At 76.5% G+C, this 23,515-nt stretch carries 22 protein-coding genes; 19 read left to right on the top strand and 3 right to left on the bottom strand.

All coding sequences use genetic code 11. The annotated features are described in order from the left end of the window. Positions 1 to 23: 23 nt before the first annotated feature. The 14 genes from ACFSJS_RS14475 to ACFSJS_RS14410 all read left to right on the top strand — a co-directional run bounded on the left by ACFSJS_RS14475 (position 24) and on the right by ACFSJS_RS14410 (position 14,801). Positions 24 to 1,766, top strand: coding sequence for an AMP-binding protein (locus tag ACFSJS_RS14475; RefSeq protein WP_380900216.1), 1,743 nt, complete (start codon positions 24 to 26; stop codon positions 1,764 to 1,766). 190 nt (positions 1,767 to 1,956) lie between these two features. Continuing rightward, on the top strand, positions 1,957 to 3,342 hold the full coding sequence (locus ACFSJS_RS14470; RefSeq protein WP_380900214.1) for an 8-oxoguanine deaminase: 1,386 nt from the start codon (positions 1,957 to 1,959) through the stop codon (positions 3,340 to 3,342). 511 nt (positions 3,343 to 3,853) lie between these two features. Beyond that, positions 3,854 to 4,168, top strand: a complete 315-nt coding sequence (locus ACFSJS_RS14465) for a DUF5955 family protein (protein WP_380900212.1) — start codon at positions 3,854 to 3,856, stop codon at positions 4,166 to 4,168. Positions 4,169 to 4,427: 259 nt separating this feature from the next. Beyond that, positions 4,428 to 5,690, top strand: a complete 1,263-nt coding sequence (locus tag ACFSJS_RS14460) for a cytochrome P450 family protein (protein WP_380900210.1) — start codon at positions 4,428 to 4,430, stop codon at positions 5,688 to 5,690. A 204-nt stretch (positions 5,691 to 5,894) separates the two neighbouring features. Continuing rightward, positions 5,895 to 6,881, top strand: a complete 987-nt coding sequence (locus tag ACFSJS_RS14455) for a sugar ABC transporter substrate-binding protein (RefSeq protein WP_465269793.1) — start codon at positions 5,895 to 5,897, stop codon at positions 6,879 to 6,881. Next, on the top strand, positions 6,878 to 7,918 hold the full coding sequence (locus ACFSJS_RS14450) for an ABC transporter permease (protein ID WP_380900208.1): 1,041 nt from the start codon (positions 6,878 to 6,880) through the stop codon (positions 7,916 to 7,918). The genes ACFSJS_RS14455 and ACFSJS_RS14450 overlap by 4 nt, the downstream gene beginning before the upstream one ends. After that, positions 7,915 to 8,805, top strand: a complete 891-nt coding sequence (locus tag ACFSJS_RS14445; protein WP_380900206.1) for an ATP-binding cassette domain-containing protein — start codon at positions 7,915 to 7,917, stop codon at positions 8,803 to 8,805. The genes ACFSJS_RS14450 and ACFSJS_RS14445 overlap by 4 nt, the downstream gene beginning before the upstream one ends. 15 nt (positions 8,806 to 8,820) lie before the next feature. After that, positions 8,821 to 9,966: an ROK family glucokinase gene (locus ACFSJS_RS14440; RefSeq protein ID WP_380900204.1), complete on the top strand. Its 1,146-nt coding sequence runs from the start codon at positions 8,821 to 8,823 to the stop codon at positions 9,964 to 9,966. After that, a complete protein-coding gene (locus ACFSJS_RS14435; protein ID WP_380900202.1) occupies positions 9,963 to 10,523 on the top strand; it encodes a hypothetical protein in 561 nt (186 codons plus the stop codon). The genes ACFSJS_RS14440 and ACFSJS_RS14435 overlap by 4 nt, the downstream gene beginning before the upstream one ends. A gap of 137 nt (positions 10,524 to 10,660) precedes the next feature. Then, positions 10,661 to 11,083: a hypothetical protein gene (locus tag ACFSJS_RS14430; RefSeq protein ID WP_380900200.1), complete on the top strand. Its 423-nt coding sequence runs from the start codon at positions 10,661 to 10,663 to the stop codon at positions 11,081 to 11,083. A 361-nt stretch (positions 11,084 to 11,444) separates the two neighbouring features. Further along, positions 11,445 to 12,734 (top strand): bifunctional 3-oxoadipate enol-lactonase/4-carboxymuconolactone decarboxylase PcaDC, encoded by a 1,290-nt coding sequence (gene pcaDC, locus ACFSJS_RS14425; RefSeq protein WP_380900293.1) that lies wholly within the window; start codon positions 11,445 to 11,447, stop codon positions 12,732 to 12,734. Positions 12,735 to 12,770: 36 nt separating this feature from the next. Then, a complete protein-coding gene (locus tag ACFSJS_RS14420) occupies positions 12,771 to 13,424 on the top strand; it encodes an MBL fold metallo-hydrolase (protein ID WP_380900198.1) in 654 nt (217 codons plus the stop codon). Positions 13,425 to 13,513: 89 nt separating this feature from the next. Continuing rightward, positions 13,514 to 14,290: an exodeoxyribonuclease III gene (locus tag ACFSJS_RS14415; RefSeq protein ID WP_380900196.1), complete on the top strand. Its 777-nt coding sequence runs from the start codon at positions 13,514 to 13,516 to the stop codon at positions 14,288 to 14,290. A gap of 67 nt (positions 14,291 to 14,357) precedes the next feature. After that, on the top strand, positions 14,358 to 14,801 hold the full coding sequence (locus ACFSJS_RS14410; protein WP_380900194.1) for a DUF6278 family protein: 444 nt from the start codon (positions 14,358 to 14,360) through the stop codon (positions 14,799 to 14,801). A 46-nt stretch (positions 14,802 to 14,847) separates the two neighbouring features. Here ACFSJS_RS14410 and ACFSJS_RS14405 read toward each other — a convergent pair whose 3' ends face one another. Further along, positions 14,848 to 15,600, bottom strand: a complete 753-nt coding sequence (locus ACFSJS_RS14405; RefSeq protein WP_380900192.1) for a GntR family transcriptional regulator — start codon at positions 15,598 to 15,600, stop codon at positions 14,848 to 14,850. Between the two features lie 211 nt (positions 15,601 to 15,811). Continuing rightward, positions 15,812 to 16,546 carry a hypothetical protein gene (locus ACFSJS_RS14400; RefSeq protein ID WP_380900190.1) on the bottom strand — a complete coding sequence of 245 codons (735 nt, stop codon included), beginning with the start codon at positions 16,544 to 16,546 and terminating at the stop codon, positions 15,812 to 15,814. 181 nt (positions 16,547 to 16,727) lie between these two features. Here ACFSJS_RS14400 and ACFSJS_RS14395 point away from each other — a divergent pair, with 181 nt between their 5' ends. Then, the gene (locus ACFSJS_RS14395; protein ID WP_380900188.1) at positions 16,728 to 18,122 is read left to right on the top strand and encodes a hypothetical protein; all 1,395 of its coding nucleotides are present in this window, start codon (positions 16,728 to 16,730) and stop codon (positions 18,120 to 18,122) included. Positions 18,123 to 18,348: 226 nt separating this feature from the next. Beyond that, a complete protein-coding gene (gene hydA / locus ACFSJS_RS14390) occupies positions 18,349 to 19,755 on the top strand; it encodes a dihydropyrimidinase (RefSeq protein WP_380900186.1) in 1,407 nt (468 codons plus the stop codon). A 36-nt stretch (positions 19,756 to 19,791) separates the two neighbouring features. Here hydA and ACFSJS_RS14385 read toward each other — a convergent pair whose 3' ends face one another. Further along, positions 19,792 to 20,562 carry an SIR2 family NAD-dependent protein deacylase gene (locus tag ACFSJS_RS14385; RefSeq protein ID WP_380900184.1) on the bottom strand — a complete coding sequence of 257 codons (771 nt, stop codon included), beginning with the start codon at positions 20,560 to 20,562 and terminating at the stop codon, positions 19,792 to 19,794. Positions 20,563 to 20,703: 141 nt separating this feature from the next. Here ACFSJS_RS14385 and ACFSJS_RS14380 point away from each other — a divergent pair, with 141 nt between their 5' ends. From ACFSJS_RS14380 to ACFSJS_RS14370, 3 genes are all read left to right on the top strand, one after another. Next, positions 20,704 to 21,522 (top strand): inositol monophosphatase family protein, encoded by an 819-nt coding sequence (locus ACFSJS_RS14380; protein WP_380900182.1) that lies wholly within the window; start codon positions 20,704 to 20,706, stop codon positions 21,520 to 21,522. A gap of 26 nt (positions 21,523 to 21,548) precedes the next feature. Next, a complete protein-coding gene (locus ACFSJS_RS14375; RefSeq protein WP_380900180.1) occupies positions 21,549 to 22,970 on the top strand; it encodes a phytoene desaturase family protein in 1,422 nt (473 codons plus the stop codon). A gap of 284 nt (positions 22,971 to 23,254) precedes the next feature. Continuing rightward, positions 23,255 to 23,455, top strand: a complete 201-nt coding sequence (locus tag ACFSJS_RS14370; RefSeq protein ID WP_380900178.1) for a DUF2191 domain-containing protein — start codon at positions 23,255 to 23,257, stop codon at positions 23,453 to 23,455. Positions 23,456 to 23,515 lie beyond the last annotated feature (60 nt).

Genomic DNA, 23,515 nt, shown 5'->3' with positions numbered 1-23,515 from the left:
GTTCCGGGCGGCGAGGAGGACGCATGACGGCACCCGCCCCTGAGGAAGCGACTGCGGCCCCGGCCCCGGCCCCGGCCGAGGCCTTCCGCGCCGCGCGCGACGTCCTGCTGCGGCACCGCGAGGACCCCGCCGCGGCGCGCGCGGAGTTCCGCTGGCCCGCGCTCGAGCACTTCAACTGGGCCCTGGACTGGTTCGACCGGATCGCGGAGGGCAACGGCCGCACCGCCCTGCGCATCGTCGAGGAGGACGGCACCGAACTGGCCGTCTCCTTCGAGGAGATGCGCGTCCGCTCCAACCGCGTCGCCAACCGGCTGCGGGAGCTGGGGGTGCGCGCGGGCGACCGGATCCTGGTGATGCTGGGCAACCAGGTCGAGCTGTGGGAGACGCTGCTGGCCGCGATGAAGCTGCGGGCCGTCGTCATCCCCGCCACCCCGCTGCTGGGCCCCGCCGACCTGGCCGACCGCATCGAGCGGGGCCGGGCCGCGCACGTGGTCGCACGGGCCGCCGACGCCCCCAAGTTCGACGGCGTGCCCGGCGACTACACCCGCACGGCCGTCGGGGGGACCGGCGGTGCGGCACCGGGCTGGCTGGAGTACGCCGAGGCCCACGGCGCGTCGGCGGAGTTCGAGCCGGACGGGCCGACCCGTGCCGACGACACCCTGCTGCTCTACTTCACCTCCGGCACCACCGCCCGGCCCAAGCTCGTCGAGCACACCCACGCCTCGTACCCGGTCGGGCACCTGTCGACGATGTACTGGATCGGCCTCCGGCCGGGCGACGTCCACCTCAACATCTCCTCGCCGGGCTGGGCCAAGCACGCCTGGAGCAGCTTCTTCGCGCCCTGGTCGGCCGAGGCCACGGTCTTCGTGCACAACTACACCCGCTTCGACGCCGCCCGGCTGATGGCGGAGATGGACCGGGTGGGCGTGGACACCTTCTGCGCCCCGCCGACGGTGTGGCGCATGCTCATCCAGGCGGACCTGACGCAGCTGCGCACCCCGCCGCGCGAGGCCGTGGCCGCCGGCGAGCCCCTCAACCCGGAGGTCGTCGAGCGGGTGCGCGAGGCGTGGGGCGTGACCGTCCGGGACGGGTTCGGCCAGACCGAGACCACCCTCCAGATCGGCAACTTCCCCGGGCAGCCGCTGAAGCCCGGCTCCATGGGCCTGCCCGCCCCCGGCTACACCGTGGAACTGGTGGACCCGGTGACCGGTGAGGCGGGTGTGGACGAGGGCGAGATCTGCCTCGACCTCGCCCACCGGCCCGCGGCGCTGATGGCCGGCTACCACGGCGACCCCGAGCGCACCGCCGAGGTGATGGCGGGCGGCTACTACCGCACCGGCGACATCGGCGCGCGCGACGCGGACGGCCGGCTCACCTACGTCGGGCGCGCCGACGACGTCTTCAAGGCGTCGGACTACAAGATCTCGCCGTTCGAGCTGGAGAGCGCCCTGCTGGAGCACGAGGCCGTGGCCGAGGCCGCCGTCGTGCCCTCGCCCGACCCGGTGCGGCTGGCCGTGCCCAAGGCCTACGTGGTTCTCGCCGACGGGTGGCAGCCGGGGCCGGAGGCGGCGGAGGCGATCTTCGCGCACTCGCGGGCCGTCCTGGCGCCCTACAAGCGGATCCGGGTGATCGAGTTCGCGGAGCTGCCCAAGACCGTCTCCGGCAAGATCCGCCGCGTCGTGCTGCGCGAGCACGCGGCGCGCGCCGCCGCCGGCACGGACGGCGGGGGCGAGGCGGGAACCGAGTACCGCGAGCGGGGCCGCTGACCGTCCCGGGCGGGGAGGTGCGGCGGGCGGGCCGGGCCGGGCGGGAGATGGACGCGCCGCCGGCGGGCACCCGCAGGGGAGGCCGGACCCGGCCCCCGGACCGGATGCCCCCGCGGGCATCCGGAAGGGGGACGGCCGCGTCCGGCCCGCCCGCCGCACCGCCGAGCACCGAGAGGGGACGACACCGCCCATGGCCGCTCCGTCCGCCGCCCGCACCGTCATCGAGAACTGCGCCGTCGCCACCGTGGACGCGGACGGCACCGAGTACGCCCGGGGCCACGTCGTCGTGGCGGGGGAGACGATCGAGTCGGTGGGGGCCGGCCCCGCGCCGGCCGGTCTGCGGGACGTGGTCCGGCGGGTGGACGGCACCGGCCACCTGCTCACCCCGGGCCTGGTCAACACCCACCACCACGTCCACCAGTGGCTCACGCGCGGATGGGCCCTGGACGGCGACCTGGCCGGCTGGCTGTCCGTCCTCTACCCGGTCTGGGTCCACCTGGACGAGGACATGGTGCACGCCGCCGCCGGGGCCTCCCTGGCGGCGCTGGCCCTGGGCGGGGTGACGTGCGCCGCCGACCACCACTACATGTTCCCGCGCGGCTCCGGCGACGTGCTGGGGGCCGTGGTCCGGGCCGCGGGGGAGGTGGGCCTGCGCCTGACCGCCGCGCGCGGCTCGATGGACCTGGGGGAGTCCCGCGGCGGTCTGCCGCCGGACGCGGCGGTGGAGTCCACCGACGAGGCGCTGGAGGGCACCGAGCGGGCGATCGACGCCTACCACGACCCCTCCTTCGGGTCGATGCTCCAGGTGGCGGTCGCCCCCTCCGCGCCCTTCGCCGTCTCCGGCGAACTGATGAGGGAGGCCGCCGCGCTGGCCCGCCGCCGGGGGGTGCGGCTGCACACCCACGGCCTGGAGACGGCGGACGAGGAGGGGATCTGCCGGGAGCGGTTCGGGATGGGCCCCGTCGAGTACTTCGAGTCCGCCGGGTGGCTGGGCGAGGACGTGTGGATGGCGCACTGCGTCCACCTGGACGGCCCGGGCGTCGCCGCCTTCGCCCGCACCGGGACGGGCGTGGCCCACTGCCCCTCCTCCAACGCCCGGCTGGGCGCCGGGCGCGCTCCGGTCCCCGGTCTGCTGGAGGCCGGCGTGCCGGTGGGGCTCGGAGTGGACGGCGCCGCCTCCAACGAGGCCGGGGACCTGCGGACCGAGCTGCGCAACGCCCTGCTGGTGGCCCGGCTCGGACCGCGCCGCCAGCAGGCCCTGACGGTCCGCCGGGCGCTGCGCATGGGCACCCGCGAGGGCGCGCGGGTGCTGGGCCGCGCCGGGGAGATCGGCTCGCTGGAGCCGGGCGGGCTCGCCGACCTGGTGCTGTGGCGGCTCGACGGGCTGGGCCACTCCACGATCGCCGACCCGGTGGCGGCTCTGGTGCTGGGCCCGCCGGCCCCCGTGGCGCTGTCGCTGGTGGGCGGCCGCCCGGTGGTGGAGGACGGCAGGCTGGTCGGCGTGGACGAGGAGGGCGTGGCGCGCCGGGCCCGCGAGCAGGCCCGGCGGCTCGCCCGGCGCGCCGGGGCGGAGTGAGCCGGGCGTCCGCCGCAGGAGGGCCCGGAGGGCTTCGGAGGAGCGGTGGGGGAGCGGTGGAGGCCCGGCCGGGCGAGGCTCGGGTCCGCACCCTCCGGCATGCCCGGAGGATCAACTTCCGGTCATTCTCGGAATCAGCGCCTCCGTTCCGTCGCCGCCACCGGTCCGGCCGGGCCGGCGGCGGCGACGCGGACGGCGGGAGGGGAAGGCGGGGGCGGAGCGGAGCCCCGCACGCGCCGCCACGGGGGTCCCGTCCCCGCGGTGGAGGCTCCGGGAACGCCGGTTCGAATGGCCTGAATCCCGCCCTGAGTTTCGCCCTCTGTGTAGCGCACGGTGCGGAGAGTGGCGTTTACTGTGCGGACCGCTTCCCGCCGCACGGCGCCGGAAGGGGAGTCCGCCGCGGCGGCCCGGTGGAGACGGGCGGCCGGTGGGGAGGCGGCGGGGGCCGGAACGACGGCGGGAACCAAGGCGGAAACGACACCGGCACAGCATCCGTGTGGGGGGAGCTGCGTTGCGAAAGGAAGCCACAGGACGCCGTACGGTCGTCCACGGCCAGGAGGATCCCCGGATCATCGGGCTGCAGCGGGCCGTCACCCGCTTGCGCCGCGAACTCGCGGGCCACCGTGCGAAGCTGGCCGACCGGCAGATAGCCGAGGAGGAGCTGGCCGCCGTGGACGCGATGGCCCGGGCGGGCGTTCCGGAGATATCCCGGCTGCGCGGATCGTTGCTGCTGATTGCCGGAGCGATCGGTTCGGTGAGCGCGCTCGCCGGGGCGCTGGCCGAGGTGCGCAAGGCCGTGGAGCTGTTCGGCGGTCCGCCGGGCTGAGCGGTCCGCCGCGGACGGCGCGCCGGCGCGCACCACGGGGGTGCGGCGCGTCCGCCGGTGCGCGGCCCGGTCCGCGCGAGCCGGGCGGATGTCGGCCAGGCCCGCGGGGTTCCGGCGGATCTGCCGGAACCCGGCGCAACTCCCGCCCTGCGGACGGGCGTTGCTCCGCGCTGTCCGCGCGGGGCGCCCTGTCCCGGGCGCGGCCCGGCACCTAGGATCGGCCGGTGACGGCCCGGCGACGCGATGGGGAGGCGTGGCGATGAGCACCAGCGCACTGGAGAGCGAGCCGACGGACGGAGCGGCCGGCGCTCCGCCCGGTGCCTCCGCCGACGGGCCCGAGCCCATCGACCTGGCGGCCCTGGGCGAGGGCTTCGTCCGCGACCCCTACCCGTTCTACGCCGAGCTGCGCGCCCGCGGCCCGGTCCACCGGGTGCGCCTCCCCGAGGGGCCCGTGGCGTGGCTGGTCGTCGGGTACGAGGAGGCGCGGGCGGCCCTGGCCGACCGGCGGCTGTCCAAACAGTGGGCGAACGCCTCGCCCGCCCTGGGCATGGAGTCGGTGGCGTCCGGGCTCAGCATGCTCAGCACCGACCCGCCGGACCACACGCGGCTGCGCAAGCTGGTCGCCCGCGCGTTCACCGCGCGCCGGGTGGAGTCCCTGGCGCCCCGGGTGAGGGAGATCGCCGACGGCCTGCTGGACGGGATGCTCCGCGCCCCCGGGCGGCGGGCCGATCTGATCGACGCCTACGCCTTCCCGCTGCCCATCACGGTCATCTGCGAGCTGCTGGGCGTGCCCTTCCTGGACCAGGACGCCTTCCGCGCCTGGACGGCCACCGTCGTCGGCGACGCCCCCATGGGCGAGAAGGCGACGGCCCGGAACGCCGCCACCGAGTACCTCGTCGGGCTGCTGGAGCACAAGCGCAGGGAGCCGGGCGAGGACCTGGTGAGCGCCCTGCTGCACACCGCCGACGAGGACGGGGACCGGCTGTCGGCCGAGGAGCTGCTCGGCATGGCCTGGCTGCTGCTCGTCGCCGGCCACGAGACCACCGTCAACCTCATCGCCAACGGCACCCTCGCCCTGCTCACCCACCCCGACCAGATGGAGCTGCTGCGCTCGGACCCCTCCCTGGCCGAGGGGGCCGTCGAGGAGATGCTGCGCTACGACGGCCCGGTCGAGACCCCCACCCACCGCTTCACCACCGAGCCCCTGGAGATCGGCGGGACGGTGATCCCCGGCGGCGGGGAGCTGGTGCTGGCCGTCCTGGCCGACGCCGACCGCGACCCGTCCCGCTTCCCGGAGCCGGACCGCTTCGACATCCGCCGCGACGCGCGCGGGCACCTCGCCTTCGGGCACGGCGTCCACCACTGCCTGGGCGCCCCGCTGGCCCGGCTGGAGGGCCGGATCGCCGTCACCGCCCTCCTGGAGCGGCTGCCCCACCTCGCCCTGGACGCGCACCCCGCGGCCCTCACCTGGCGGCAGGGGATGCTCATCCGCGGCCCCCAGCGCCTGCCGGTCCGCTTCTGACCCGGCCGCCCCCTCCGTCCCGGACCCGTACCGGAATCCCACTCGGCACCCCTGATACCTCCGCGAGCTGCGGTGACGGATACTTGTGCGTCCGGGGCCGGAACACATCCGCGCCCCGGACGCATGAAGCAGGGCAGTCGTCGGTGAGAGGGCGGATACCGCGTGGTCACGTCAGGAGGAACCCGCACGGGCATACGGAGGGGTGTGCGCAGGACGGGCGCGGTGCTGGCGGCGGCCCTCGTCCTGGTGCTGGCCGCGTGCAGCAGCACCGGCGGCAAGCGGGCCGAGGAGGAGCGCGAGCGCGCCGGCGGGCGGCCCGCGGTGGACACCCCCCGCTGGACGATCGCCATGGTCACCCACTCCGGGGACGGCGACACCTACTGGGACATCGTCCAAAGCGGCGCGGAGCAGGCCGCCGCCAAGGACAACGTGGAGTTCCTCTACTCCCACGACGAGGAGGCCGGCCGCCAGGCCCAGCTCGTCCAGACCGCCGTCGACCAGAAGGTGGACGGCCTGATCGTCACCCTGGCCAAGCCCGAGGCCATGGAGGCGGCGGTGCGCAGGGCCGTGAAGGCCGGGATCCCGGTGGTCACCATCAACTCGGGCCAGGACCGGTCGGCCGGGCTCGGCGCCCTGGCGCACATAGGGCAGGACGAGACCGTCGCCGGCGAGGCCGTCGGACGGGAGCTGGAGGCGCGCGGCCACTCCAAGGCCCTGTGCGTCCTGCACGAGCAGGGCAACGTCGGCCACGAGGAGCGCTGCGCCGGAGTGCGCAAGGGCTTCGGCGGCGAGGTGGAGAACCTCTACGTGGACGGCACCAACATGCCCGGTGTGGAGTCCTCCATCGAGGCCAGGATCCAGTCCGACCCGGACGTGGACGCCGTCGTCACCCTCGGCGCGCCCTTCGCCCCCACCGCGGCCAAGGCGGTGAAGCAGGCCGGCAGCGACGCCGAGGTCGACACCTTCGACCTCAACGCCCAGGTCGCCCGCGGCCTGAAGGACGGCAGCATCGGCTTCGCCGTCGACCAGCAGCCCTACCTCCAGGGGTACGAGGCCGTCGACCTGCTCTGGCTCCACCTGTACAACGGCAACATGCTCGGCGGCGGGCAGCCGGTCCTCACCGGCCCGCAGCTGGTCACCGGGGACGACGCCGCGGACCTGGAGAAGTACACGGACCGGGGGACCCGATGACCGCCACCCCCGCCGCCCTGTCGAAGCGGACCGCCGCCCGCGGCCCGGTCGCGCGGCGCCTGCTCATCCGGCCCGAGCTGGGCGCGCTGGTCGGTGCCGTCGCCGTGTTCGCCTTCTTCGCCGTGGCCGCCGACAGCTTCCTGCGCGCCTCCAGCCTCTCCACCGTCCTGTACGCCTCCTCCACCATCGGCATCATGGCCGTCCCCGTGGCCCTGCTGATGATCGGCGGCGAGTTCGACCTCTCGGCGGGCGTCATGGTCACCAGCTCCGCCCTGGTGTCCTCGATGTTCAGCTACCAGATGACGGCCAACGTGTGGGTGGGCGTGGCGGTGTCCTTGCTGGTCACCCTCGCCATCGGCTTCTTCAACGGCTGGATGCTCACCCGCACCCGGCTGCCGAGCTTCATCATCACCCTGGGCACCTTCCTGATGCTCACCGGCCTCAACCTGGGCCTGACCAAGCTGATCAGCGAGACCGTCTCCACCAAGGCCGTCGGCGACATGGAGGGCTTCCCCGCCGCCCGCGCGGTCTTCGCCTCCCACCTGGACCTCGGCGGCGTCCGGCTCCAGATCACCGTCGTGTGGTGGCTCGCGCTGATCGCCGCGGCCACCTGGATCCTGCTGCGCACCAGGGCGGGCAACTGGATCTACGCCGTCGGCGGCAACGCCGACGCCGCCCGCGCCGTGGGCGTCCCCGTGGACCGGGTCCGCATCGGCCTCTACACGGGCGTGGCCCTGGCCGCCTGGATCTCCGGCCAGCACCTGCTGTTCAACTACGACGTCGTGCAGTCCGGCGAGGGCGTGGGCAACGAGCTGATCTACATCGCCGCCGCCGTCATCGGCGGCTGCCTGCTCACCGGCGGGCACGGCTCGGCGGCCGGTGCCGCCGTCGGCGCGCTGATCTTCGGCATGACCAGCAAGGGCATCGTCTACGCCCAGTGGAACCCGGACTGGTTCAAGTTCTTCCTCGGAGCGATGCTGCTGCTCGCCACACTGCTCAACGCATGGATCCGCAAGAGGGCGGAGGCACCGGCATGACCAGGGACGACCGGACGACCGGCGAGGCGCGGCCCGGCGGGGCCCCCGGGGCGCGGCGGACCGCACCGGACGCGGCCGGCGCGGCACCCCCGCTGGTCGAACTGGAGGACGTCGGCAAGGACTACGGCACCGTCCGCGCCCTCGACGGGGTCTCCCTCACCGTCCGCGCCGGGGAGATCACCTGCGTGCTGGGCGACAACGGCGCCGGCAAGTCCACGCTCATCAAGATCGTCTCCGGTCTGCACCAGCACGACGGCGGCACCTTCCGCATCGACGGCGAGGAGGTCCGCCTCACCTCGCCCCGCCAGGCCCTGGACCGGGGCATCGCCACCGTCTACCAGGACCTGGCCGTCGTCCCGCTGATGCCGGTGTGGCGGAACTTCTTCCTCGGTTCCGAGCCCGTCCGCGGCCGCGGCCCCCTGCGCCGCCTGGACACCGCCGCCATGCGCCGCACCACCCGCGAGGCGCTGCTGCGCATGGGCATCGACCTGCGCGACGTCGACCAGCCCATCGGCACCCTCTCCGGCGGCGAGCGCCAGTCGGTGGCCATCGCCCGCGCCGTCCACTTCGGCGCCCGGGTGCTCGTCCTGGACGAGCCGACCGCCGCGCTGGGCGTCAAGCAGGCCGGGGTGGTCCTGCGGTACGTCGCCGCCGCCCGCGACCGGGGCCTGGGCGTCGTCCTGATCACCCACAACCCCCACCACGCCCACCTCGTCGGCGACCGGTTCGTCCTGCTCAAGCGCGGCACCATGGCCGGCAGCCACACCCGCGACCGGATCACCCTGGACGAGCTGACCCGGCAGATGGCCGGCGGCAGCGAACTGGAACAGCTCGGTCACGAACTGGCCCGCACCCCGGCGCCGGGACCGGGCGACGGCGAGGGGTAAGGCACAATCGACCCGATGAGTACCTACCGCGAACGGGCGCACCGGGGCACCGCCAGGGCGACGGTGCTCAGGACCGTCGCCACCCGCGAGCGGCGCTCGTACGCCTCGGCGCCGCGCGTGCCCACGGTCGGCATCGACATCGGCGGCACGAAGGTGATGGCAGGCGTCGTCGACGCCGACGGCAACATCCTGGAGAAGGTCCGGGCCGAGACCCCCGACAAGTCCAAGAGCCCCAAGGTCGTCGAGGACACCATCGCCGAGCTGGTGCTGGACCTCTCCGACCGCCACGACGTGCACGCCGTCGGCATCGGGGCGGCCGGCTGGGTCGACGCCGACCGCTCCCGGGTGCTGTTCGCCCCCCACCTGGCCTGGCGCGACGAGCCGCTGCGCGACGCCCTGACCACCCGCCTCGCCGTCCCCGTCATGGTCGACAACGACGCCAACACCGCCGCCTGGGGCGAGTGGCGCTTCGGTGCCGGCCGCGGCGAGGACCACCTGGTGATGATCACCCTGGGCACCGGCATCGGCGGCGCCATACTGGAGAACGGGCAGGTCAAGCGGGGCAAGTACGGAGTCGCCGGCGAGTTCGGCCACATGCAGGTCGTGCCCGGCGGGCACCGCTGCCCGTGCGGCAACCGCGGCTGCTGGGAGCAGTACAGCTCCGGCAACGCCCTGGTCCGCGAGGCCCGCGAACTGGCCGCCGCCGAGTCGCCCGTCGCCTACGGGATCATCGACCGCGTCGGCGGCCGCATCCCCGACATCACCGGTCCGCTCATCACCGAGCTGGCCCGCGAGGGCGACGCGATGTGCACCGAGCTCCTCCAGGAGATCGGCCAGTGGCTCGGCGTCGGCATCGCCAACCTGGCCGCCGCGCTGGACCCCTCCTGCTTCGTCGTCGGCGGCGGGGTCAGCGCCGCCGACGAGCTGCTCATCGGACCGGCCCGGGACGCCTTCCGCCGCCACCTCACCGGCCGCGGCTACCGCCCCGAGGCCCGCATCGTCCGCGCCCAGCTCGGCCCCGAGGCCGGCATGGTCGGCGCCGCCGACCTCGCCCGGCTGGTCGCCCGCCGCTTCCGCCGCGCCAACCGCCGCCGTGTGGAGCGGTACGAGCGCGCCGGCACGGGCCTGCTGCCGCCGCGCGCCTGGGGGGTGGGACGGTGACCGCCGGACCGCCCCTCCCGCCGCACTCCGGCCGGCCGCCGCACCGCCCCAAGCACCGCTGGCTGGCCGCGGTCGTGGTGGTGCTGCTGATCGCCGTCCCGGCGGGCTACCTGGTGCTCTCGGCCCACCAGAGCCGCGACAGCGGCAAGGACAAGCAGCGGGCGGCCGCCGCCACCGGACTGGTGTGGCAGTGGCCCAGCAAGCTGGAGCGCCGCATCTACGAGGTGCCCGTCCCCAGCGGGTCGAGCTACGTCGCCCACTACGAGGCCAACAGCTGGCAGCGCAGCTCGTTCTACGTGCAGTTCCGCACCTCGCAGCGGGGCCTGGAGACCTTCCTGGAGAAGGCCGGCGGCGACCCGGGCGCGCTGCGCGAGGGCGGTGCCGGGGTCGCCGAGCGGCAGGCCGACGTGGTCGGCTGGGAGCTGGACCTGCCCGGCCGCCGGTACGCGAGCACCCGGATCGACCGTCCCGGCGACCGGCCCGACCTGGCCGTCACCGTGGATGTCACCAGCGCCGAGCGCCCGCGGGTCTACGCGGTCTCCACCGTCGAGTTCTGAGCCGTCGCGCCCGGCGGGCGCCGGAGAGGGCACCCCGCCCTCCGCCGGCGGAAGGCGGAGAGCGGGAGCGGCACCGCACGGGCACCGCGGCCGGCCGCCGCGGCGCCGGGGACGACCGGGGTGAAAGGACGTCATCCATGTGGCACGGCTGCACGCCGCTCCTCGGCGAGGAACCCGGCCGGTCCGGGCGGGAGATCTCGGGCTGGCTCGTCCCGGGCGTCGGCGAGCTCGACATCGAGTCGGAGGGCTTCGGGCTCACGGTGCTGCCCGCCGGGGAGACCCTGCGGGTGGAGCTGGAGTTCGCCGCCGCCTACACCGAGTCGGAGACGGAGCCCTACCGCGCGCTCGGACCTGTGAGGCTGTCCCTGGAGGGCGTGCTGTCCGTCTCGCTCGAAAACCCCGGCGCGCCCGCCGGTCCGCTGTGGAGGAGGGCGCTGGAGGGGGATCCGCGCGACGAGGTCCTGCGGATGGAATGGGAGGAGGCGGCCGACGTCCTCCACGTACGGGACGCCGGTGCCGCCCTGTCCTGCCGGGGCGGCACCTGGCGCTGGGTGCTCTGAGGCCCGGCCCGCGGGGGAGGCGCGGTACGGCCGGGAGCGCACGGGGAGGGGGCGGCGCCCCGGTCCGCGCCCCGCTTGTCCGGAGGAGGGGTGCGGGCTCCGTGAACCCCGGGGAGCGGCCGGCGATGCCGGTCTCCGGCCGCCCGGCGGCCGCGGCCGAAGCCCTCGCGTGCGCGGCCCTGGCCGGAATGTGCATCGCCGTGCCCTGGCAGGGGACCACCTCGCGTGGCTGCACGGCTTCGGCAGCCTGAGCTTCGCCCGGGACCTGCGGCGCAGGCTCGGCGGGGCGGAGGCCGGTGCCGCCCCGGCGGGGCGGCACCGGCCGCTGACCCCCTCCGGCGGGATGTGGGAGCGTGAGCGGGTGAGCGAGACGAACACCGAAACCCTGCAGTACCGCGTCGACGGGCCGGAGCGGGCCCCGGTCCTGGTCCTGGGCCCCGCGCTCGGCGCCACGTGGCACATGTGGGACCGCCAGGTCCCCGAACTCGCCCGCCACTGGCGGGTCCTCCGCTACGACCTGCCCGGCCACGGAGGCGCCCCCGCCCGCCCCGCCGCCGGCGTCCCCGAGCTGGCCGCCCGGCTGCTGGCCACCGTCGACTCCCTGGGGGCGGACCGCTTCGCCTACGCGGGCTGCTCCCTGGGCGGAGCCGTCGGCGCGCAGCTCGCCCTGACCGCACCGGACCGCCTCACCTCCCTGGCGCTGATCTCCTCCGCGCCCCGCTACGCCACCCCCGACTCCTGGCGGCAGCGCGGCGTCGTCGTCCGCACCAACGGGCTGGACCCCATCGCCCGCTCCACTCCCGAGCGCTGGTTCACGCCCGGCTTCGCCGCCGCCCAGCCCGCCATCGTCGACTGGGCCGTCCAGATGGTCCGCACCACCGACCCCGGCTGCCACATAGCCGCCTGCGAGGCCCTGGCCGCCTTCGACATCCGCCCGGAGCTGGGCCGCATCGGCGTGCCGACCCTCGTCGTCGCGGGAGCCGACGACACCTCCACCCCGCCCGCCGACGCCCGCGCCCTGGTCGCCGGCATCCCCGACGCCCGGCTCGCCCTCGTCCCCGACGCCTGCCACATGGTGCCCGTGGAACGGCCCGCCGAGGTCACCGAGCTGCTGGTGCGGCACTTCTCCACCGCGCCCGCCCCCGCCCGCCACGACCTCCCCGCCGCCGTCCCGGCCGTCCCGGCCGCCCCCGCGGGCGGGCCGGACGCCCCGCCGCGGGGCGCGGCCGTCGCCGCCCTGCCCGCCGGCGGGGACCGCCCCTCCGGGCCCGGTGCCCTGTACGGCACCGGCGACCGGCTCCGCCGCGAGATCCTCGGCGAGGCCCACGTGGAGCGGGCCGCGGCGGAGACCGACGCCTTCACCGAGGACTTCCAGGACCTCCTCACCCGCTACGCCTGGGGGGAGGTGTGGTCCCGCCCCGGCATCGACCGCCGCACCCGCTCCGTGGTCACCCTCACGGCCCTGACCGCGGGCGGCCACCTGGACCAGCTCGCCGTCCACACCCGCGCCGCCCTCCGCAACGGCCTCACCCCGCAGGAGATCAAGGAGGTCCTGCTGCACGCGGCCGTCTACTGCGGGATGCCGGCCGCGCACGCGGCGTTCGCCGTCGCCCGGCGTGTCGTCCGCGAGGAGACCACACCGCGCGACTAGGCACGCCACCGGCGCCCCACGCAGCACAATGACCCCATGGAACTCACCAAGAAGGGCCATGCCTGTGTCCGCCTGCACCGCGACGGACGCACCCTCGTCATCGATCCGGGCGGCTTCAGCGAGGAGGACGCCGCGGTCGGTGCCGACGCGATCCTGGTCACCCACGAGCACCCCGACCACTTCGACGAGGGCCGGCTGCGCGCCGCGCTGGAGGCCGACCCGGCCGTGCAGGTGTGGACCCTGCGCAGCGTCGCCGAGCGGATGGCCGCGGCCTTCCCCGGGCGCGTCCACACCGTCGGCGAGGGCGACACCTTCACCGCCGCCGGGTTCGAGGTGGAGGTCCACGGCCGGCTGCACGCCGTGATCCACCCCGACATCCCGCGCGTCACCAACGTCGGCTACGCCGTCGAGTGCGGGGGCCGCACGGTCTTCCACCCCGGTGACGCGCTGACCGTCCCCGGACGCCCGGTCGACACCCTCCTGCTGCCCGTGCACGCCCCCTGGAGCAAGGCCGCCGAGATCGTCGACTACCTCCGCGAGGTGCGGCCGCGGGTGGCGTACGACGTCCACGACGGACTGCTGTCGGACCTCGCGCACCCGATCTACGGTCGGCTGCTCGGCCCGGACGGACCCGGGGTCGGCGGCGCCGAGCACGTCCGCCTGGAGCCGGGGCGGAGCGTCACCCTCTGAGGGGGGCGCCGGGCCCGAGGGGGCGCCGGCGGACGGGGAAGCGGCCCGCCGTCCCCCCGCCGTCGGCGCCGGGCGGTAGATTCGCTGCCATGCGCATCGCCACCTGGAACGTCAACTCGATCACCTCCCGGCTGCCGCGTCTGCTGGCCTGGCTGGAGAGCACCGGCACCGACGTGCTGTGCCTGCAGGAGCTGAAGTGCACGGCGGAGGCGTTCCCGGCCGGGCCGCTGCGCGAGCTGGGCTACGAGGCGGCCGTCGCCGCCACCGGGCGCTGGAACGGAGTGGCGGTCCTCTCCCGGGTCGGCCTGGAGGAGGCGGTGGCCGGCCTGCCCGGCGCCCCGCAGTACGAGGGCGCCACCGAGCCGCGTGCGGTCGGCGCCACCTGCGGCGGGGTCCGCCTGTGGTCGGTGTACGTGCCCAACGGCCGCGAGGTGGACCACCCGCACTTCGCGTACAAGCTCCAGTGGTTCGCCGCGCTCAGGGAGCTGGTGGTGCGGGAGTCGGGGGAGCGGCCCTTCGCCGTCCTGGGCGACTACAACGTCGCGCCCACCGACGAGGACGTCTTCGACCCGGCCGTCTTCGAGGGCGCCACGCACGTCACCCCGGCCGAGCGCCGGGCGCTGGCCGACCTGCGGGAGGCGGGCCTGGCCGACGTCGTGCCGCGCCCGCTGAAGTACGACCGCCCCTACACCTACTGGGACTACCGCCAGCTCGCCTTCCCCAAGAACCGGGGCATGCGCATCGACCTGGTCTACGGCAACCCGGCCTTCGAGTCGGCCGTGAAGGACGCCTACGTCGACCGCGAGGAGCGCAAGGGCAAGGGCGCCTCCGACCACGCCCCGGTCGTCGTGGACCTCGACCTCTGACCGCGGGGGCGGCACGGCTCCGCGCGCCTGTGGCGTTCGTCACGCCCGTGATGTCACGCTGGAGGGCATGAACATCCCCTTCCTGGACAACTGGCGCAGACGGCACGGCATGTCCCGCGGGGTGGCGGTCATGATGCCGGCCTCCTCGGACACCGAGGGGGTGGCGCAGCTGCTCTCCGAGTGCGAGCTGCTGCGCGGGCAGGCGCGGGCGGCGGGGTTCGAACTGGAGGACACCCCCGCGTCCCTGGCCGCCCTCGACCAGCTCATGCCGCTCTGGCGCGACGGCGACCCCGAGGTGCTCGCCCGGCTGGGCAACGACGCGGGCCTGTACCTGGGCACGGTCGTGGTCCGCACCGTGCCCGGCGCCCGCTGGCAGGTGTGGCCGAACGGCCGGCCGGTGGTGCGGCTCGCCTCCGGCCGGGAGATCGACGTGGTGGCCGCCGGCCGGGACTGGGTGTTCGACGGCGCTCCGGAGCTGTCCCAGGTGTACGCGGAGGCCTCCGAGGCGTGACGGCCGCCCGGGGGCGCGCGGCCGGCGGTGTCCGGGCGCCGGGGCGTCAGCCGGGGAAGGAGATACGGTACTCCAGCCGCCAGCGGTCCGTCCGCACCACGATGTCCGAGGTCTCCACGGCCCGGCCGTCCGCCGCGTGGTGCGTGCGCTCGACGACCGTCACGCACTGCCCCGGCGAGCAGCCCAGCGCCTCCGTCTCCAGCGTGGTCGCCGGACGCGAGCCCACCAGCTCGGTCGCCCCCGTCACCCGGACCCCGATGGCCGCGAACCGCGCGCGCACTCCGCGCCGGGCGTACGGGCCGCGCTCGGGGAAGACGACGTCGGTGCCCTCGGTCAGCGCCAGCGGCTCCCAGCTGGTGGCGAGCTGGAGCGGGCGGCGGTCGGCCAGGTACTCGTACTGCGTGCACATCACGCGGTCGCCCGGGGCGATCCCCAGCCGCTCGGCGACGCGCGGCGGGGCGGCCGTGGCGGTGGAGGTGGCCTCCCACAGCAGCGGCGCCGGCGGGCCGCCGGCGCTGATGCGGGCCGCGAGCGGGGAGTCCACCGGCTCCCCGGTGCGCAGCAGGCTCCCGATGGGGCTGCGGTCGGTGACGAACACCCCGCGCCCGAACTGGCCCTCCGCGTACCCGGCGGCCTTCAGGACGCGCACCGCGCGGTCCACGGTCTGGTCGCTGGCGGCGTAGGTGCGCTTCAGCTCCGAGCGCGACGGTATCCGGGTGCCCACGGCCAGCAGCCCTTCGTCGATCTGCTGCCGCAGGTCGTCGGCGATCCGCTGGTAGACCGGTCTGCTGTCGCCCATTCGGGACTCCTCTCCGTGCTGCCGTCCGACACCGGGTACGGGGAGCGGTCCGCCACACCTGGACCAGTACCTGGGTCAACAGGGTAGAAGGACGCTCCCAGGTGTGTGGGACACCGCGGACGACGGCGGCGCCCGCACCGCGGGGACGACCGGGGCCGGTCCGGCGGGGCCGCCCCCGTCCACCGCGGCCCGCGGTCCGGCGCTGCCGGCGTCACCCCGCCGCGGGCACGGGCGGCGCGCCGGTGGCCGCCTGGGTGACGTCCCCCACCAGCTCCACCACGTCGGGCCCGTACGCCTGGGAGTTGACCACCCTCAGCAGCAGGCAGAAGTCGCCGTCCGGACCGTACCTGCGGGCCAGCTCCGCGTGGTGGCGGGCCAGGTAGCGCACGGCGGCCTGGTTGGTGACGCCCCGCTGGCCGCAGGCGAGGAAGACCGGCCGGGAGGCCTCGCCCGCGGTGAGCCGGGCGAGCAGCACGTGCTCCACCGAGCCGCGCTCCATCCGGTAGCACTCGCCGCCGACGGTGAACGCCGCCTGGTCCGGCCCCGGTTCGGCGGAGGCGTCCACGTGCACCCCCGGCAGCAGGGAGCGCAGGTGGGCCGCCGTGCGCCGGTTCGACACCGGGCCCCCGATGCAGAACTCGGTCACCTCGCCGAACCCCTGGCGGACCGCGTCGTGGAACGTCACCTGCACGTGCGCCCCGCACTCCTTGGCCAGGGCGGAGAGCTCCAGCAGCGCGAGGACGTCGCCGCGGGAGACCGTTCCCTCGCCCGCGCCGGGCTTGCGGCCCACCACCAGCAGGCACGCGGAGTGGTTCGGCAGCCCGAGGAACCGCTGCCTGCGGCGGAGCGCGCGGCGCCACAGGTACGTCCGGGCGAACCAGCCGAGCGACGCGGTGAGCCCGGCCGCCAGCACGCCCAGCACGATCTCGCGCAGGTTGTCGTCCATGGGCCGGAAGCGTAGCGCCGCCAACGGCGCGGTGGTCGGCGGGCGTTGGGAGGGGAGGAGGGAGGAGGGGAGGAGAGGGGGGAGAGGGGGGAGGGAGGGGGTGGAAGGGGGCCGGGCTGTGAAAAACGTTCGTAGCACCGCGGTCACACCCGTCGAAACACAGGTGGTGTGGCATGGCCCCATGCCAGTGCCGCAGATTCCCGGCGGTGTCCGCGGCGCGCCCGCCGGAGCGGACGTGCCCGAGGTGGCCGAGTTCGCCGCCGCGCTGACCGCCCTCACCGACGCCCTCGACCCCGCCACGGGCTGGTACGGGGTCTTCGTCCGGCGCGACCCCGAGGGCCTGGCGGCCTGCCTGGCGGGCCGCCGGCTGCCTCCCTGGGACGTGGTCGCCTCGCTGCTGGACGACCTCACCGCGCGCTGCGGTCCCCGGCGGGCCCGGCCCCGGGCGGCGTGGCTGCGGGCCCTGCACCGGGTGGCGGTCGCGGCGTACGACGAGGCGGCGGACGATCCGGGCGGGCTGCGGGCCCGGTTGGAGGAGATGCTGCGCGAGCAGCGGCACGCCGCCCACCGGGAGCAGGCCCTGGCCCGGGCCCTGGCGGCGGGCCCGGTGCCGGGCGGCGCGGACCGCCTCGCCACCGGCCTCGCGTGGGCACGGGACGACCGGGCCCGCGCCGCGGCCCGCTGCCGGGAGCTGCGCGAGCGGCTGGCCGTGCTGGAGAGCAGGCGGACCGGGGACGGCGAGCGGCTCCCGGACACGGCCGGCCCGGCACCCGCGGGTCCCGGCGCCGGGCCGCCGCGGGAGGCCGGGCACCGCCCCGCGCCTCCCCGGCCGGCCCCGCGCGGCGCCCGGTTCGCCGGGGCGGAGGAGGCCGGACCGCAGGGCGCCCCCGCCCCCGCGGCGGGCCCGCCCCCCGCCCCCGACGCGGTGCCCGCGCCCGTGCCCGCCCCGCGCGGCGCCCGGTTCGCCGGGGCGGAGGAGGGCCCGGGGGCGCCGGGGCACCGGGCCGCCGGGCCCGGGCCGCGGGACGGCGAGGAGGCGGTCCGGGCGCGCCGGGAGTGCGACGCGCTCGTCGCGCGCCTGGCCGGGCTGCGGGCCCGGGGCCGCACCGGTGAGGCCCACGCCCTGCTCTGCGAGGCCGCGCACCTGCCCGCCCGCCGGCTGCCCGTGCTGGTCGCGCGCCTGGAGGACGCGGGGATGGCCGACGACGTGGCCACCCTGCTGTGGGAGGCGGCCTCGCTGCCGCCCGCACCGCTCGCGGCCGCCGCGGGCGCCCTGGCCGCCGCGGGACGCGGCGAGGAGTGCGGGCGGCTGCTGCGCCAGGGGGCCGCCGGCCCGGCGCGGGAGGTGGCCGCCACCGCGCTCGCCCTGCACGGGGCCGGGCGCGGCCCGGAGGCCGTCGAACTGCTGTCGGCCGTGGTGCGGGCCAGGCCCCCGGAGGAGGCGGCCGAGGTGGCGTCCGCCGACCCCGCGGCCCTGACCCCGCTGCTGCTCGCCGCGGCGGCGCGGGTCTCCGACCGGCGGCGCGGGGACGTCGAGCGGCTGCTGGCCCGCGGAGGGACCGCCGCCGGGCGGTGACGCCCCCGGCACCGCCCCGGCCGGACGCTCCCCGCGCTTGCCGGGGGGCGGGGCCGGGCTTACGGTCGCACTCGGGGCGCCGTCCGCCCCGCCCGGCCGGCAACCGGGGCACCCGCACCCGGCCGGGCCGAGTCCCGCGAGGAGCACCGATGGCCGAGGCACCCGCGTCCGGCCGCACGACGACCCCGCCCCGGGCCCCGGCGCGCACCGGCAGGGGCGCTCCGGCATGAGCGGCGGCCGCACGCTCGTCCGCGGCGGGCTGGTCGTCACCGCCGCCGAGGAGCTGTACGCCGACGTCCTGGTGGAGGGCTCCCGCATCGCCGCCCTGGCCGCCCACGGCAGCGCCTGCGCCGCGGGCTGGACGGCCGACCGCACCATCGACGCCACCGGCCGCTACGTCGTCCCCGGCGGGGTCGACGTCCACACCCACCTCGACCTGCCCTTCGCCGGCAGCTTCTCCGCCGACACCTTCGCCGGCGGCACCCGCGCCGCCGCCTGGGGCGGCACCACCACCGTCGTCGACTTCGCCGTGCAGACCCGCGGCCGCCCCCTGCGCGAGGGGCTGGACCTGTGGCACGCCAGGGCCGACGGGCGGTGCGCCGTCGACTACTCCTTCCACATGGTCCTCACCGACGTGCGCGACGCGACGCTCGCCGAGATGGACCTGCTGGTCGAGGAGGGCATCACCTCCTTCCGCACGTACATGACCCACCCGGAGGCCCTCCACTGCGACGACGGGCAGATCCTGCGGGCCATGCAGCGCACCGCCGCCGACGGGGCGCTGCTCATGGTGCACGCCGAGAACGGCCCCGCCGTGGACGTCCTCACCGCCCGGGCCCTCGCCGAGGGCCGCACCGCGCCGCGCCACCACGCCGGGGTCCGCCCCCCGGAGCTGGAGGCCGAGGCCGTCCACCGGGCGGTGCGGCTCGCCGAGGTCGCCGGGGCGCCGCTGTACGTGGTGCACGTCTCGGCCCGGCAGGCCGCGGAGGAGGTGGCGGCGGCCCGCGGCCGGGGCCTGCCGGTGTACGGCGAGACCTGTCCGCAGTACCTCCACCTGACCTCGGAGGAGCTGGACCGGCCCGGCTTCGAGGGCGCCAAGTACGTCTGCACCGCCCCGCTGCGGCCCCCGGGCCACCAGGAGGCCCTGTGGCGGGCGCTGCGCACCGGCGACCTCCAGGTGGTCTCCAGCGACCACTGCCCGTTCGACTTCGCGGGCCAGAAGGAGATGGGGCGCGGCGACTTCTCGCGGATCCCCGCCGGGCTGCCCGGCGTCGAGCACCGGCTGGACCTGCTCCACCAGGGCGTCGTGGAGGGCCGCATCTCCCGCCGCCGCTGGATCGAGCTGGCCTGCGCCGCCCCGGCCCGGATGTTCGGCCTGGCGGGACGGAAGGGCACCCTCGCGCCCGGCGCGGACGCCGACGTGGTCGTCTACGACCCGTCCGCCCGGCACACCCTCTCGGCCGCGGCCCACCACATGGACGTCGACTACTCCGCCTACGAGGGCCTGCGCGTCACCGGCCGGGCCGAGACCGTGCTGCTGCGCGGCGAGCCGGTCGTCCGAGGCGGCGAGTACACCGGCCGGGCCGGGCAGGGCCGCTTCCTGCCGCGCGGCGCCTCGCCGTGCCCGCACTGACCCGCCGTGCCCGCGCCGGCTCCCCGGTCCGCCGGGTCAGTCCTCCGGGCCCGCCGCGGCCAGCTCCTCCAGCAGGGCGGGCAGCGCCCGCCCGATGGGGTCGCGGACCACCCGGTCGGCCAGGGCGTCGTACGGCGTCGGCTCGGCGTTGACGATCACCAGCCGCGCCCCGTGCCCGGCGGCGATCCCCGCCAGCGAGGCGGCGGGCTGCACCTGGAGGCTGGTGCCCACCGCGACGAACACCCCGCACGCCTTGGCGATGCCCACCGCCTCGCCCAGCACCACGGGGTCCAGCGCCTCCCCGAACATCACGGTGGCCGACTTCAGGATGCCGCCGCACCGGTGGCACGCCGGGTCCGCCACCCCGGCCCGCACCCGCTCCAGCGCCTCCGCCATCCCGGAGCGGGCATGGCAGCGGGTGCACACCACGCTCCGCGCGGTGCCGTGCAGCTCCAGCACCTTCCGGTCGGGCATCCCGGCCATCTGGTGCAGCCCGTCCACGTTCTGCGTGATCACCCGCACCGGGACCCCGGACCGCTCCAGCCGCACCACCGCCTCGTGCGCGGCGTTGGGCCTGGCCCCCAGCACCGGGCCGGTCAGCCGCATCTGCCAGGAGCGGCGGCGGATCTCCGGATCCGACATGTAGGACGAGTAGGTGACGAGCTTCTCGGCCTCGGGGTCCTTGCGCCACACCCCGTCCGGGCCGCGGTAGTCGGGGATCCCGGAGTCGGTGGAGACGCCCGCGCCGCTGAGGATCGCCACCAGCGGGCGCCGTCCGCGTCCCTGCTCCGTGCCGTCGGTGCTCATACGACGAGCCTAGGCGGACCGCGCCCCGGGCCACGACCGCGTCCGCGCGCGGAGCCGGCCGTCCTCCGCCGACGGGGACCGTTCACGCCGCCGCCGCCCGCCGTCCGCACGGAGGGACCGGCGGCGTGGTTCCATGGGAGGATGATCAGTGACGCTTTGGTGACAGGAGTCGAGGAGGCGGTCCGCAAGGCCGCGGCCGCCGAGGTCATGCCCCGCTGGCGGCAGCTGGCCGCGGACGAGGTGACCGAGAAGACCGGCCCGCACGATCTGGTCACCATCGCCGACCGGCGCGCCGAGGAGCAGCTGACGGCCGCCCTGACCGGGCTGCTGCCCGGGTCGGCCGTCGTCGGCGAGGAGGCGGTGCACGCCAACCCGGCGGCGTACCGGGCGCTGGAGGGCGACGCCCCGGTGTGGATCGTGGACCCGGTGGACGGCACCCGCCAGTTCGTGCACGGCGAGGCGGGCTTCTGCACCCTGGTGGCCCTCGCCCACCGCGGCGAGGTACTGGCCTCCTGGACGTACGCGCCCGCCCGCGACGAGATGGCCGTCGCCCTGCGCGGCGCCGGCGCGCACCTCAACGGCGAGGCGGTCCGCTCCGGCGCGCCCGGGCCGGGCGCGGTGCTGGAGGTGGCCCACTCCCACCCGGACTTCACCACCGACGAGCAGAAGCGGGCCCTGCGCGGCCTGAGCGCGCAGGGGGTCGCGCCCCGGCCGTGCGGCTCGGCCGGACTGGAGTACCTGAACGTGGCGCGCGGCGCCCTGGACGCCGTCGCCTTCTCCTGGGAGAGCGCCTGGGACCACGCCGCCGGCCTGCTGCTGGTGGCCGAGGCGGGCGGCGGCCACGCCACGCTCACCGGCGAACCGTTCCGCCTCGCGGGCGGCAACGCCCTGCCGTTCACCGCGGCCCGGGACGCGGCGACGGTGCGTCGTATCCTCTCCCTGCTGGCCGACGCCAGTTGACCTCACCGACGAGGGGAGCGCCGAGGGTGCCGTCGATGCGTGACGCGGTCGTGGTGGGAGCCGGGCCGAACGGGCTGACCGCCGCGGTCGAGCTGGCCCGGCGCGGCCTGTCCGTCGAGCTGTTCGAGGCGATGGGGACGGTCGGGGGAGGAGCCCGCACCGAGGAGCTGACCCTCCCCGGCTTCCGGCACGACCCCTGTTCGGCCGTCCACCCGCTGGGCGTCGGCTCGCCCGCCTTCTCCGCCATGCCGCTGACCGAGCGGTACGGGCTGGAGTGGCTCCACCCCGAGCTGCCCCTGGCCCACCCCTTCCCCGACGGCACCGCCGTGACCCTGGCCCGCTCGGCGGCCGAGACGGCCGCCTCGTTCGGGCCGCGCGACGCGGGGGCGTACCGCCGGCTGGTGGCGCCCTTCCTCGGCCGCTGGGCGACGCTGGTCGGCGACTTCTTCAAGGTGCCCTGGGACGGGCTGCCGCGCGACCCGGTCACCCTGGCGCGCTTCGGGCTGCTGGGCCTGCAGCCGGTGGACTGGCTGGTGCGGCGCTTCCGCGACGACAGGGCCCGCGCCCTGATGTTCGGGCTGGCCGCCCACGCCATCGGACCGACCACCTCGCCCGCCACCGGCGGCATCGCGCTGGTCTTCGCGCTGGCCGCGCACGAGGTCGGCTGGCCGGTGCCGCGCGGCGGGTCGCAGTCCCTCTCCGACGCGCTCGCCGCCTACCTGCGCGACCTGGGCGGCACGGTCCACACCGGGGTGGAGGTCAGGCGGCTGGACGAACTGCCGCCCGCCCGCGCCTACGTCTTCGACACCTCGCCCACCGCCCTGGCCAGGATCGCCGGGCTGGGCGACGCCTACCGGCACTTCCGCTACGGCCCCGGCGTCTTCAAGATCGACTACGCTCTGGACGGCCCCGTCCCGTGGACCTCCGCCGACGCCCGCCGGGCCGGGACCGTCCATCTGGGCCCCTCCAGCGGCGAGATCGCCGCCGCGCTGCGCTCGGCCGTGGACGGCGCCCAGCCCAGGCCCCCGTTCCTGATCACCGCGCAGCCCAGCCTGCTGGACCCCTCGCGGGCCCCCCGGGGCAAGCACGTCTTCTGGGCGTACGGCCACGTGCCGCGCGGCTGGAGCGGGGACGCCACCGAGGAGATCGAGCGGCAGATCGAGCGCTTCGCGCCCGGCTTCCGGGACCTGGTGCTGGCCCGGGCCACGGCGGGCCCGCCCGAACTGGCCCTCCGCAACGCCAACTACGTCGGCGGCGACATCGCCTGCGGCGCCTTCAGCGGGCTCCAGACGCTGCTGCGCCCCAAGCTCGCCCGCGTTCCGTACGCCACCGCCCACCCGGCCGTCTTCCTGTGCTCCTCGGCCACCTGGCCGGGGCCGGGCGTGCACGGGATGTCGGGGCACAACGCGGCAAAGGCGGTCTGGCGCCGGCTGCGCGCCGCGGGCTGAGGCGCGGGCCCCCCGCGCCGGCGCGGCCGGTCACGCCGCGCGGCGCGGGTCCGCGAGGGCGCGGGCGCGCGTGGCCCGCGGGTCCGGGCCGAACCGGGCGAGCAGGTGGCGGGTGGGCCGGTCGCCGGAGCACGGCGGCCGCCCGCACTCCCGCGCGGGGGTCGCGGTCCAGGGCGGTCCGCGCGGTGCCGACCGCATCCCCTGTGCCCGGCCCGGCCGTGCCTGTCAGTATGGCGGTCCGAGTGCGCCGACCGCGGTCGGCGCAGGGGAAGGGAGGGGTCGTCATGGCGAAGGTGGAGGTCACGCTCGACGCGGAGCTGGTGGTCGAGGTGATGGTGCTGAGCGGGATCGGCAACCCGCGCGACGCGGTCGAGGCGGTCGTACGCGACTACGTCGCCCGCGGCCACCGCACGGAGGCGCGCACGGGCGGGACGGACGCACGGCTGCGGGAGATCGCGGGCGAGCCCAAGGTCGAGGAGGGCTGACGGCCCCCGGGGCCGCCCGAGCGGCCCCGGGGGCCTGCGCGGGCGCGACCCCCGGCTGCG

The sequence above is a fragment of the Streptomyces desertarenae genome (assembly GCF_042681365.1).
Taxonomy (GTDB): Bacteria; Actinomycetota; Actinomycetes; order Streptomycetales; family Streptomycetaceae; genus Streptomyces; species Streptomyces desertarenae.
This window is presented reverse-complemented; position numbering and strand designations above follow the sequence as displayed.

Excerpts from the sequence above, each read along its gene's own strand:
- ACFSJS_RS14475 (WP_380900216.1), top strand. The coding sequence starts at position 24 with ATGACGGCACCCGCCCCTGAGGAAGCGACTGCGGCCCCGGCCCCGGCC.
- ACFSJS_RS14470 (WP_380900214.1), top strand. The coding sequence starts at position 1,957 with ATGGCCGCTCCGTCCGCCGCCCGCACCGTCATCGAGAACTGCGCCGTC.
- ACFSJS_RS14460 (WP_380900210.1), top strand. The coding sequence starts at position 4,428 with ATGAGCACCAGCGCACTGGAGAGCGAGCCGACGGACGGAGCGGCCGGC.
- ACFSJS_RS14450 (WP_380900208.1), top strand. The coding sequence starts at position 6,878 with ATGACCGCCACCCCCGCCGCCCTGTCGAAGCGGACCGCCGCCCGCGGC.
- ACFSJS_RS14445 (WP_380900206.1), top strand. The coding sequence starts at position 7,915 with ATGACCAGGGACGACCGGACGACCGGCGAGGCGCGGCCCGGCGGGGCC.
- ACFSJS_RS14440 (WP_380900204.1), top strand. The coding sequence starts at position 8,821 with ATGAGTACCTACCGCGAACGGGCGCACCGGGGCACCGCCAGGGCGACG.
- ACFSJS_RS14430 (WP_380900200.1), top strand. The coding sequence starts at position 10,661 with ATGTGGCACGGCTGCACGCCGCTCCTCGGCGAGGAACCCGGCCGGTCC.
- ACFSJS_RS14420 (WP_380900198.1), top strand. The coding sequence starts at position 12,771 with ATGGAACTCACCAAGAAGGGCCATGCCTGTGTCCGCCTGCACCGCGAC.
- ACFSJS_RS14415 (WP_380900196.1), top strand. The coding sequence starts at position 13,514 with ATGCGCATCGCCACCTGGAACGTCAACTCGATCACCTCCCGGCTGCCG.
- ACFSJS_RS14410 (WP_380900194.1), top strand. The coding sequence starts at position 14,358 with ATGAACATCCCCTTCCTGGACAACTGGCGCAGACGGCACGGCATGTCC.
- ACFSJS_RS14405 (WP_380900192.1), bottom strand. The coding sequence starts at position 15,600 with ATGGGCGACAGCAGACCGGTCTACCAGCGGATCGCCGACGACCTGCGG.
- ACFSJS_RS14400 (WP_380900190.1), bottom strand. The coding sequence starts at position 16,546 with ATGGACGACAACCTGCGCGAGATCGTGCTGGGCGTGCTGGCGGCCGGG.
- ACFSJS_RS14395 (WP_380900188.1), top strand. The coding sequence starts at position 16,728 with ATGCCAGTGCCGCAGATTCCCGGCGGTGTCCGCGGCGCGCCCGCCGGA.
- hydA (WP_380900186.1), top strand. The coding sequence starts at position 18,349 with ATGAGCGGCGGCCGCACGCTCGTCCGCGGCGGGCTGGTCGTCACCGCC.
- ACFSJS_RS14385 (WP_380900184.1), bottom strand. The coding sequence starts at position 20,562 with ATGAGCACCGACGGCACGGAGCAGGGACGCGGACGGCGCCCGCTGGTG.
- ACFSJS_RS14380 (WP_380900182.1), top strand. The coding sequence starts at position 20,704 with ATGATCAGTGACGCTTTGGTGACAGGAGTCGAGGAGGCGGTCCGCAAG.
- ACFSJS_RS14370 (WP_380900178.1), top strand. The coding sequence starts at position 23,255 with ATGGCGAAGGTGGAGGTCACGCTCGACGCGGAGCTGGTGGTCGAGGTG.